This window comes from Enterococcus sp. 4E1_DIV0656 (genome assembly GCF_002140695.1).
Lineage (GTDB): Bacteria > Bacillota > Bacilli > Lactobacillales > Enterococcaceae > Enterococcus_D > Enterococcus_D entomosocium.
In genome coordinates this window covers 2193700-2204288 of sequence record NZ_NGLF01000001.1, presented here as the reverse complement: position 1 = coordinate 2204288, position 10589 = coordinate 2193700, and the positions used below count along the sequence as shown (strand labels likewise).

General features: G+C 42.1%; 9 protein-coding genes and 1 pseudogene. 1 reads left to right on the top strand and 9 read right to left on the bottom strand.

The features are described from left to right. The 5 genes and pseudogenes from A5882_RS10420 to A5882_RS10400 form a co-directional block, all read right to left on the bottom strand. Positions 1 to 293, bottom strand: a pseudogene (locus A5882_RS10420) (hypothetical protein); the annotation flags it as partial. A 172-nt stretch (positions 294 to 465) separates the two neighbouring features. Beyond that, complete coding sequence (gene asnS / locus A5882_RS10415; protein WP_005236932.1) at positions 466 to 1764, bottom strand: asparagine--tRNA ligase; 1299 nt, start codon at positions 1762 to 1764, stop codon at positions 466 to 468. A gap of 43 nt (positions 1765 to 1807) precedes the next feature. Continuing rightward, positions 1808 to 3001, bottom strand: coding sequence for a pyridoxal phosphate-dependent aminotransferase (locus tag A5882_RS10410; protein ID WP_008381156.1), 1194 nt, complete (start codon positions 2999 to 3001; stop codon positions 1808 to 1810). A gap of 50 nt (positions 3002 to 3051) precedes the next feature. After that, positions 3052 to 3552 carry a DUF5590 domain-containing protein gene (locus A5882_RS10405; protein WP_005236934.1) on the bottom strand — a complete coding sequence of 167 codons (501 nt, stop codon included), beginning with the start codon at positions 3550 to 3552 and terminating at the stop codon, positions 3052 to 3054. Between the two features lie 48 nt (positions 3553 to 3600). Beyond that, positions 3601 to 6357 carry a helicase C-terminal domain-containing protein gene (locus A5882_RS10400; protein WP_086372714.1) on the bottom strand — a complete coding sequence of 919 codons (2757 nt, stop codon included), beginning with the start codon at positions 6355 to 6357 and terminating at the stop codon, positions 3601 to 3603. A 212-nt stretch (positions 6358 to 6569) separates the two neighbouring features. Here A5882_RS10400 and A5882_RS10395 point away from each other — a divergent pair, with 212 nt between their 5' ends. Next, positions 6570 to 7340 carry an SDR family NAD(P)-dependent oxidoreductase gene (locus tag A5882_RS10395; RefSeq protein ID WP_008381149.1) on the top strand — a complete coding sequence of 257 codons (771 nt, stop codon included), beginning with the start codon at positions 6570 to 6572 and terminating at the stop codon, positions 7338 to 7340. Positions 7341 to 7438: 98 nt separating this feature from the next. Here the strand turns inward: A5882_RS10395 and A5882_RS10390 are convergent, their stop codons facing one another. From A5882_RS10390 to A5882_RS10375, 4 genes are all read right to left on the bottom strand, one after another. Further along, complete coding sequence (locus tag A5882_RS10390) at positions 7439 to 8071, bottom strand: YfbR-like 5'-deoxynucleotidase (RefSeq protein ID WP_008381147.1); 633 nt, start codon at positions 8069 to 8071, stop codon at positions 7439 to 7441. 106 nt (positions 8072 to 8177) lie between these two features. Further along, positions 8178 to 8378: a cold-shock protein gene (locus A5882_RS10385; protein WP_003126918.1), complete on the bottom strand. Its 201-nt coding sequence runs from the start codon at positions 8376 to 8378 to the stop codon at positions 8178 to 8180. A gap of 278 nt (positions 8379 to 8656) precedes the next feature. After that, positions 8657 to 9781 (bottom strand): hypothetical protein, encoded by a 1125-nt coding sequence (locus A5882_RS10380; protein WP_008381145.1) that lies wholly within the window; start codon positions 9779 to 9781, stop codon positions 8657 to 8659. Positions 9782 to 9864: 83 nt separating this feature from the next. Continuing rightward, positions 9865 to 10584, bottom strand: coding sequence for a ThuA domain-containing protein (locus A5882_RS10375; protein ID WP_086372713.1), 720 nt, complete (start codon positions 10582 to 10584; stop codon positions 9865 to 9867). Positions 10585 to 10589: the final 5 nt, after the last annotated feature.

Genomic DNA, 10589 nt, shown 5'->3' with positions numbered 1-10589 from the left:
AAATATATTAAAGTATCACCTGCAAGCAGTTGTGGCGAATTTACAAATTGAATATCAAAATTATCTATGGATATTTCTTTTGAATTATCGCCATAATAAATATTAACGCGGTCTTCTTGCTTTATAGTCATTAGGTTGGCTACATCATTTACTTCAACGTACCATGTTAGACTATCAATTTTATTAAAGGTCGTAACTCCTTTTTTGTTTTTTAGAACTAAATTTGTTAGCTCAGAGTTTTCAGTCTGAAGAACAAAACGTCCATTCTCAGCTTTTACATATAATTTTTCCATGTCCCCACTCTTCTATTTTCAATCTTATTAAAAAGGATGCTTATATTAGCCGTTCACATTTTTAACCAACAATTTCTACATATTTTTTAGTATAAAGTATTAAAGAATTAAAACCAGTTCTCAAATATAAAAAAGAACTGGTCTATTAATCTACAGAAATTAAATCATTTCTTTACGGATAAATCCGATTCAACAACCGTGGAAACGGAATGGATTCTCTTACGTGCTCGATTCCTGATAACCAGGTAACGGTCCGTTCTAGTCCAAGTCCAAAGCCGGTGTGAGGAACTGAGCCGTACTTGCGTAGGTCTAAATACCATGAGTATTCGTTTTCGTCTAAGCCGTGGGCGCGGATTTGCTCTAGGAGGTATTCATGATCGATGGCACGTTCAGAACCACCTATGATCTCGCCATAGCCTTCTGGTGCGATCATATCGGCACAGATCACGACATCTTCTCTCGTTGGATGTGGCTTCATATAGAAAGGTTTGATGGCTTTTGGATAGTTTAAGATAAAGACGGGCTGATCGAATGAATTGGCAATAAAAGTCTCATGTGGTGAGCCAAAGTCATCGCCCCATTGAATATCATCAAAGCCGTTCTTTTGTAATAATTCCACTGCATCATCGTAAGAGATTCTTGGGAATGGTAATTTGGTATATTTTTTCAAGACTTCACGGTCACGACCTAAGACGTCTAACGCATAGTCACAGTTATCGAGCACATTTTGCACTAAGAATGCCACGTACTGCTCTTGGACTTCTAAACTTTCTTCTTGGTGCATAAAGGCCATTTCTGGTTCAATCATCCAAAATTCAATCAAGTGACGACGTGTCTTTGATTTTTCGGCACGGAAGGTTGGTCCAAAAGAAAAGACTTTGCCAAACGCCATAGCGGCAGCTTCCATGTACAATTGACCGGACTGAGATAGATATGCTTTTTGATCGAAATAGTTGGTTTCAAATAAATCGGTCGTTCCTTCTGGTGCTGATCCGGTTAGGATCGGTGGATCGATTTTGATGAAGCCATTCTTGTTGAAGAATTCATACGTTGCCCGGATGATTTCGTTTCTGATTTGCATGATGGCGTGTTGTTTTGAGGAACGCAACCATAAATGACGATGGTCCATCAAGAAATCTGTTCCGTGTTCTTTTGGTGTAATTGGGTAATCGTGGCTTTCACCGACAACTTCTAAACCAGAAATGCCAATTTCATAGCCAAATTTTGAGCGGCTGTCTTCTCTGATTTCCCCCGTGACCAGTACGGCAGTTTCCTGATTTAAATTTTTCGCTAATTGGAAAACTTCCTCACCTACTTCACTTTTTACAACGATTCCTTGGAAATACGCTGTTCCGTCGCGAAGTTGTAAGAAGGCGATCTTGCCGCTAGAACGTTTGTTAGCAACCCATGCGCCGATTTGAACGGTTTCGCCAACGTGTTTTTTTGCATCTAAAATTTGAATAGATTCCACTTGATTCTCTCCTATCTAATTAATAAAGGCACCATAGAGCATTTTAAGCTTTTTGGCGCTTCTTTTCAACAAAATCATGGATTCGTTTGGTAGCTTCCGCTAACGTGTCCCAATCAGTTGCATAGCTGATCCGTAAATAATCCGGTGTGCCAAAACCAGCACCAGTCACTACTGCCACGTGGGCTTCCATTAGTAAAGCTTCTACGAAGGCATCAATGGTTTGATAGCCGCACATTGTCATGGCTTCTTTGACATTTGGGAACAAGTAAAAAGCGCCTTGGGGTTTCGTCACCTGAAAACCAGGAATAGCGGCAATTAGCGGATATAGTTTGTTCAAGCGTTCTTCGAAGGCCTGACGCATCACTTCGATCGATTCTTGATTACCAGTCAGTGCCTCAACTGCAGCGTATTGGCTAGCAGCCGGCGGGTTGCTGGTAGCTTGGGAAGCGATATCGACCATCGCTTTGATGATTTTTGCATCGCCGACAGCAAATCCGATCCGCCACCCAGTCATAGAATAGGTTTTAGAAACGCCGTTGATCACGATGGTTTGTTTGCGGATCTCTTCTGATAGACTAGCGATTGATGTAAAGGTATTGCCGTTATAAACCAAACGACCATAGATATCATCCGCTATGATCCAAATATTATTTTCCACTGCCCAGTTGCCGATTGCCGTTAATTCTTCTTTTGAGTATATCGCCCCTGTTGGGTTGGCAGGCGAGTTTAAAATGATGGCTTTCGTTTGCTCTGTACGAGCGGCTTCTAATTGAGCAACAGAAACTTTAAAATCTGCTGATTGCTTAGCTTCAACAAACACAGGTGTCCCTTCTGCTAAACGGACTTGTTCCGCATAACTGACCCAGTAAGGAACTGGAATAAGTACTTCATCCTCTTCATCAAGAAGCGCTTGAAACAACGTATACAAAGCAAATTTCGCGCCATCTGTCACGATCACTTGGTTTGAATCATAGTCAGCACCATAAAACTCTTTCATATAAGCAAGAATCGCCTGTTTTAGCTCTGGAATCCCAGCAGTTGCTGTATAAAAACTAGCTTTGCCGCTCTCAATCGCTGCAATCGCTGCTTGGCGAATGTTCTTCGGGGTAATAAAGTCGGGCTCACCGACGGTTAGACTTAATACGTCTACACCTTGGTCTGCTAATGCTTTTGCCTTAGCAGATGCCGCTAACGTAGCGGAGGGTTCTAATTTTTCTGCTCTTTTTGAAAGTACCATGTTTATCATCCTTCCTACGATCCAAATTTCTGTCTATCAAAAGCGCCTTTTTATAGTTCAGTGACCGCTTTGATTTCTTCTCCATCTTTGAAACCAATCAAATAATAGTTCAAGCGGCCTTGGTCGTCTTTAGTCATGACTTCCCAAGCGGGCTCGCCTTTAAAAATACCCAATGCTGCTTTTTGGATTTCCTGCCCTTGATGGTTGTCGCGAACGAAGGCCTTGGCCTGTGCTTCCGTCAATCCATCCCCTTGATTAAAAACGGAAACCTTTTCGCCGCTTTTAGGAATGATCACGACGATCTCATTGTTATTCGTATCTTTTCCAACAATGCTAAAAGATGTTTCCTCACGGGTGAACCAATAAAATTGTTCGACCTCTGCTAAATCGGTGTATCTTTCTGCTATTTCGATCGCTTCGTTTCTTGCTTGCCGCATTGGACGAGAAGAACGGAGATAGAAAATAGAAGCGAAGAGAATAACGACCAGTAAAACCGTGATCGCACTCAGCAAAATAATCACTCGCCGATGTTCTTTGTCTTTTGTTTTCACACTTCGTACTCCAATCTTAAATAAAACTCATTATATCAGATGTTCGACTCATTTTTCAAAATCAACCGCCGCTTTTTCCTCTTGCGCAAAAAAATGTTGAATATCTTCGGCAATTTCGGTTGGACTAGCTTCAATCAGAGGTAAGTTTTTAGGTAGACCTTTGACCATCCGTTTGCCATACTTCGTTGATAACAAGCGTCGATCAAGGACGACCATCACGCCTGTATCCTCTTCAGAACGGATCAAGCGCCCCAACGCTTGGCGTAGCCGTAGAATCGCTTTAGGTAAGGCATCTTCTTTGAAAGAATCGATGCCTTCTGCTTCCAAGAAGGCATGCCGTGCTTGGACCATTGGTTGCTTAGGATTCTCAAAAGGTAAGCGAGTCACCACAGCGATCTTCAAGGCCTGACCTGGTAGGTCGACCCCTTCCCAAAAACTGCTAGTCCCTAATAAGATGCCATTTTCCGCTAATAAAAATTTCTTTAAGATTTTCTCACGGGTTCCGCCAGTTCCTTGAGCAACGATTTCTCTGCCATAATGCAGGGCTTTTTTATTCAATCGATCATAGACATTTTTCAAAGTTTCGTGCGCCGTAAACAACACAAGCGCTGGTTGCGGATTGTCAAACAAAATTGGGACTAACGCTTCGACTAAATAATCCGCGTATTCGGCAGCTGATGCTTGTTGGATCGAGAGTCCTTTTTTAACTACATAGAGTCGAGTTTGTTTGCTGTAGTCATAAAAAGCGGGAATCGTTTTGACTGGCACATCGGTCAAGCCAATCTGATGGGCAAAATATTCTTTATTTCCTGGGATCTTCAATGTCCCCCCAAGATAAATGATGTGCTGATAGCGTTGATACCACGTGCTTTCCACGATCGAATGCCCTTCTAGATCAGCTAATTCAATCACAGCATTTCCTGACTGGGGATGCTTTTTCAACCAATGAACGTAACGAGGATGCCACCAAGTCAACCATGCGGTCACCGTTTGTTCCTGGGTTTCCATTTGACCAAAGAAATCAAACAAACGAGCAATCACGATTCGTTGTCTTGCATACCACCGATCATTGGTCAACTCGAATCGCTGACGCAACTGTTGTTGGATCTCATTGATTTCTTGATAGTAAAGGCTCAATTTCTGATGCAGCTTGTCTTGTTCTAACGTGCCATCATAGAGGTCGTCATGGTGCACGACTTGTAGCTCTGGCGCATCGATCGACAAACTGCGAAAATACTGTTCTTGTGTTTCGACCAAGATCGACAACGCGTTTCGATACAACGAGAACATCCGTTGCAGAAAGTCATCCTCGGTAATGATTTGGGCAATTTCTTCAAATAGCCCTTCTTCATTTAGCTGTAAAAACTGCCGCTTGAAGTGAGCAGAGTCAAAGACATGTTGACTAAAGCCTTCTGCTTGTTGCGGCAACTGTTGGGCTTCATCAATCAATAAGTAATCACTCGTTGGCAACAGTGGCTGCGCTCGCCGGTTTTCCTGCATCAAAAAGGCATGGTTGACGATCAAAACATTGCTTTGCGCCATCCGCCGATATAAATGGCGGACAAAATCTTGTTCATAGAAGGGTTGATCTTTGGCTAAAAAAGCAACGCCGCGATGGCGGATGTCGGTAAATAAAGGATGATCAAGTCGAACCAAGTTCAATTCATCGAAATCCCCCGTTTCTGTTTTAGTTAGCCAAACTAAGATCCCCATTTGGTATTGCGCATATTGCTTTTGCTCTATCGGTTGATCAAGGGTCGCTTTAAAACGCTGCAAATCAATGTAATGACGATGACTTTTGACCAAAACTGCTTGCAAAGGTTGCTGCAGTACTTGGTTTACCAAAGGAATGTCTTTGTTGATGATTTGATTTTGCAATAGAATTGAAGAGGTACTAACGATCAACGGATTTTCTGGTATCACTAAATAGGCGGCTGGAAACAAGTAACCAATGGTTTTCCCCATGCCTGTTTCTGCTTCAATGATCAGATTTTTCTCTGGCTGGGTGTAATGCGTATACACTGCATTCATCAAGCGTGCTTGTTGTTTCCGATAGACTAAGTGCTGGCCAAAGCGCTGTTCTTTTTCCGTTTTAACTTTCGGATACGTTTCTTGAAAATGCGTAGATTCAAAAAGCGGGACGGTCTTTTTCCGCAAGACGATACCGTCGATCACTTCTAAATCTTCTGCCAACTCTGGGCCTTTTTCTTTTAAGATTCCATGGATATAGTCACTCGTTTGCATGCCCATTTGACCGCTTAAAAGCGCAATTTGTTTAAGGGTCGTTCGGGGCAGTTCTCGCATGATCGCTTCGATATACAAAAATAAAGCTGCGGTCACTTCTGCATCACTATCAGCTTGATGCGGGTTATCATGACGAAAGCCGATGCTATCTGCCAGATCGCCTAAACGAAAGCTGCTTTCTGTTGGTAGAAACACTTGCGCCAATTCCACCGTATCGATTCCGGGAAGTGATAAAGGCGGTAGCCCGCAACGCACAAATTCATTGCTTAAAAAATGATAATCAAAATAAATATTATGCGCCACAAAAATCGTGTTGCTGAGTAAGTTATAGATCGTATCAGCTACGTCTTCGAAATATGGCGCTTTGCTTACTTGTTGGTTTGTGATGTGTGTCAATCGTTGAATTTGCTTAGAAATTCTGCGGTCAGGGTTGATATCTGCGGCAAAACGATTGATGATCTTGTCATCTTGGACTAAGACACAGCCAAATTGAATAATTCGATCAATCGTCGAATCGGTTCCTGTTGTTTCAAGATCCACCACAGCGTATATGGGTTTCATTGTATTCCTCCTTGCACACTGTCTGCATTATACTACAAAATCAATGGCGATTACATCTGTTTTCCCACTAGATAAGAGGGTTCTCGGGAGGTAAAATTAGAAAACCAACCATTGGCGTTTCCTAGCTGAAGAAGTTTGTTGCTGTTCGCTGATCGCTTTTTTCGACAAAAAAAGGGATCTTTTTTATAATTTACTGTAAGGAGGCGAAAAAAATGAATGATTTCAAAAACAAACGAGTGATTGTAACGGGGGCTGCTTCAGGGATTGGAAAAGCGGTGGCAGAACAATTTCTAGCACAGGGCGCACTTGTTGGGTTAATTGATCGCAACGAAGAAGAGCTGCAGGAGTTTCTTGCTGACTATCAAGCACAAGCCCATTATCGAGCTGTTGACGTCACTGAAGCGGATAAGCTGCAAGAAGCAATAAGTGGTCTTGTAGAAGAACTAGGCGGTCTCGATGTACTCCATGTCAATGCCGGCATCAACGGTACCTGGACACCGATCGAAGAGCTGACAGTGGCAGAATGGGATCAGACGATCAACACAAACTTACGTAGTACCTTTATTACCGTCAAAGCAGCCATTCCCTTTATGAAAACGAACGGTGGCAGCATTGTCATTACGAGTTCAGTCAATGGAAACCGCATCTTCAGCAATTTTGGTGCGACTGCTTACAGTACGTCTAAGGCAGGTCAAGTCGCCTTTACAAAAATGGCTGCGCTGGAACTTTCTGGTTATAATATTCGGGTCAATGCCATCTGCCCTGGGGCGATCGCGACGAATATCGATGCCAGCACAGAAATTGAAGAAGAGGTTGCTCGCGTTGAGATCCCCGTCAAATATCCAGAACGTTCTCGACCATTAAAGCAAGAAACAGGCGTGCCAGAACAAGTCGCCAACCTTGTGCTTTTTCTATCTTCAGAGGCTGCCGGCAATATTTCTGGAACGGAAGTCTATATTGATGGAGCAGAATCTTTGCTTTAATCCAACAAAAAAACGAAAAATCAAACCTGATCCCCTCACTTGTTTCATTGAAGCCCTTGAGATGGATCATTTCTTGATTTTTCGTTTTTTCGTTTGGGTTATTTTTCCACCAAAGCCGCGATTTCTTCTAGAAAAGCAGTCTTGCCATAAAAATCTGCATTTAGTAACTCTGGAAAAATGGCTTCAAAGAAATAAGTGACACACGGTCGATGCTGAAACTCTTTGACGGTTAAAACGGCCTCTCGAAACATTTCTTTGTATACTTTATCTGGGTTGCTTTTTGAGATCTCTTCAAAAGATTCATACAAAAGATCGATCTTATCCGCAATTGCTAATAGCTGCCCTTCAAGGCTGTTGTCTTTGCCATCCGCTAAGCGTCTGCGATACGTTGCTTGAAAGCTTCCTGGAATTTCTTCTTCGATGAAGGCATCGGTCATTTTTTCTTCAACGGTTGATAACATTGCCCGCAATTCTTTGTTCGCATATTTGACCGGCGTTTTGATATCACCGATGAAACGTTCGGTGTAATCATGATTCAAGGCTTTTTCGTAGAGAATTTGCCAATTGACTTGATTCCCCGCCTTTTCTTCGATATCAGCTAAGGTCTGGGCAATCATCGTTACTCGAAATGAATGAGCAGCGACACTGTGCTCAGTAAACTTAAAAAAACCCGGCGCTCGTTGGATCTTCTCTAAATTAGCCAATCCGAGAATAAATTCATTCAACCCCATAAATGTGCCTCCTTTTTTTAAGAGTATAACAACTCCTTTGTCTGCAAGCAACTATCTCGCGCACAAAAAAAGAGCAGCTAAGCTGCTCTTAAAAGGCATTCACTAATTATGCTTTGTTAACGTTAGTCGCTTGAGGGCCACGTTGTCCGTCTTCGATATCGAAAGTCACTGCTTGACCTTCTTCTAAAGTTTTGAAGCCTTCGCCTTGGATAGCTGAGAAATGAACGAATACATCGTTACCGTTTTCTGCAGTGATGAATCCAAAACCTTTGTCTGAGTTAAACCATTTAACTGTACCTGTTTCCATAATAAAAATCCTCCTTGTGTTTATACACATATTTTGCAATTACTTGTATAAGGTGAAAATGTGGAAGATGTTTAAGATGAAACAAGCTACCATAATTTACCGTAACAAAAACTACACTTTGTATTATAGCACATTATCTTCATTATGACTAATAGAAAATCAAAAAAAATGAAAACGCCTTAAATTTTTTATGATTCGCAAAAAGACTGCTGCATTAAAGATCTGCAACAGTCTTCTCTTTTTTGGAAACGATTTATTTACGAATGTCGCAACTGCGTTTAGTAACGCAAAATCGCCGTCAAACTTTTTTCTCCAGGGGCATCTTTTTGTTCCAAGATAGATACCTCACCGCCGTTTTCTAAAACATCGATTGCCAGCGTATTTAACACTTGGCGACGATCATACTCTGTATCAGGATCTTCTCCAAACCCATCGGCGAGATTTGAGGTAGCCACAAACAGATTGGCGATCCGGCCTTCTTTGGCTGCAGGCACGATATCAACCAATTGGTCAATAAATTTTCGATCCAACAGCTTGCCGTATTCCCCAACTTCTTTTTGTGTCAACTCCGCAATCAGCTTTTGCGTACACGTTTGGATCTCTTTCAAAGATAACGACGCTGGTGAAGAAGAAATACTTGGATCTGCTTTGAAAAAGTTCGTTTTTGCCACTTTTTTAAACAGCGTTTGATTTTCTGGTAATGCAAACAGATACATTGGTAAATGCTCTTCGTTTGAAAAATCATTCTTGAAAAATGCATCAACTGCTTGGTAGTAGTTGACGTGATCGATCTCGACTTCTTCATCTTTGGCACTAAAGCCGTGATAAGCAACGCCTTCTCCCCCTGAGTTAGGGCCACCTTGAGCACTGTAATTAAAGTTACCACCACCAGTGACTTCTTCCCCCAGCGCTTTTTCAATCGTCGTCGGTGCCTCTTCTGGCAACTCGACTTCACGCACTTGATTGTTTTCAACTTGATAGACTTGCATTGAATCGCGATTCAACGCTAAGAGATAAAATGGGTAATTAAATTGTGCATTTTTGATGACAGCTAATACATAAGGGGTTTCCCCTACGTAATATTGATCATCCACACGAATACTTAACCGATGGACCAGTACCTCTTCTGGGGTGATAATCACCGCCACACTTGTTGTACTGTTGCGCCAAAATGATTGATCTGCAAGCAGTTCATCAATTTTCGTTTGAAAAAGATCCCAAGAATGTTCTGGGTATTTCTTTTCAAAGCGGCGCTTCGCATCTTTGGCAAAGTTCTTAAATTTGATTTGATCCTTTTCGACATTCTGGTGGCCGACATGCGTATTGAGCATGATCGTGACAAATGGTCCTTTGATTCCGTCAGATATTACCTGCGATAAAAAACTTTTTCCAAATTTTCCCATTCCACATTACCTCCTGCTTAATCAAATACAAATAAAGTGTACCATGCTTATTTTCTTCCATAAAGTAAAACGATTGCACGAGTTTATTTCCTCATTCGTTTTTCTGATGACTCACTATACCGACTATTCTTCAACGGATCTGTCAATGTGTTTCTGGTGGCCCATAGAAAGCCTCGCTTGGTCCAAGTCTGAATGGTCGGCTCTTTCAGCTCTTTTAGACTGTGTCCAACAGATTGGAAAAAGACTCTGCCCTTGCCCCATTTTTTGATCCACATCATTGGCAGTATGACTTCTTGGTTAGCTGCATTCGGATGATCTTTAGCGGCAAATGTTGAGGTAGCTAACACAGTGACGGCTGGATCAACCAGACAATAGTATTGCTCCGTCGTCAACTGAGGGATCGATTGCGTATTTGCCGTAATATAGTGATTTGTCGTAAGATCGATGCTATAGGTCGTTTCCAAGCCGCCAGGATGTGCCAAAAAACAGCCGCCAGTCAGAAACAACCAGCCTTTACTGGCTTGAAAAGCCGAAGCAAAGCCGCCATGAACTCCTGCTAATCCTAATCCTTCTGCTACAGCCTGAGTGACATTTTGCAGCGGCTCATCAGGTAATTCTCCACGCGTCCAATTCATGATCAACAGATCCAGCCTTTTTAATTCTTCTTTATGATAGAGCGGTTCAAAATCTGAGGCGATTGTCACCTGATATCCTTCTGACTCCAGCAACGTTTGGTAAAACTGACTGGTTTCTTTTGGGGCGTGTCCTTCCCATCCTCCGTAAATGATCAATGCTTGTTTCATTTTGT

Excerpts from the sequence above, each read along its gene's own strand:
- A5882_RS10385 (WP_003126918.1), bottom strand. The coding sequence starts at position 8,378 with ATGGAAACAGGTACAGTTAAATGGTTTAACTCAGACAAAGGTTTTGGA.
- A5882_RS10395 (WP_008381149.1), top strand. The coding sequence starts at position 6,570 with ATGAATGATTTCAAAAACAAACGAGTGATTGTAACGGGGGCTGCTTCA.
- A5882_RS10400 (WP_086372714.1), bottom strand. The coding sequence starts at position 6,357 with ATGAAACCCATATACGCTGTGGTGGATCTTGAAACAACAGGAACCGAT.
- A5882_RS10390 (WP_008381147.1), bottom strand. The coding sequence starts at position 8,071 with ATGGGGTTGAATGAATTTATTCTCGGATTGGCTAATTTAGAGAAGATC.
- A5882_RS10410 (WP_008381156.1), bottom strand. The coding sequence starts at position 3,001 with ATGGTACTTTCAAAAAGAGCAGAAAAATTAGAACCCTCCGCTACGTTA.
- A5882_RS10380 (WP_008381145.1), bottom strand. The coding sequence starts at position 9,781 with ATGGGAAAATTTGGAAAAAGTTTTTTATCGCAGGTAATATCTGACGGA.
- A5882_RS10375 (WP_086372713.1), bottom strand. The coding sequence starts at position 10,584 with ATGAAACAAGCATTGATCATTTACGGAGGATGGGAAGGACACGCCCCA.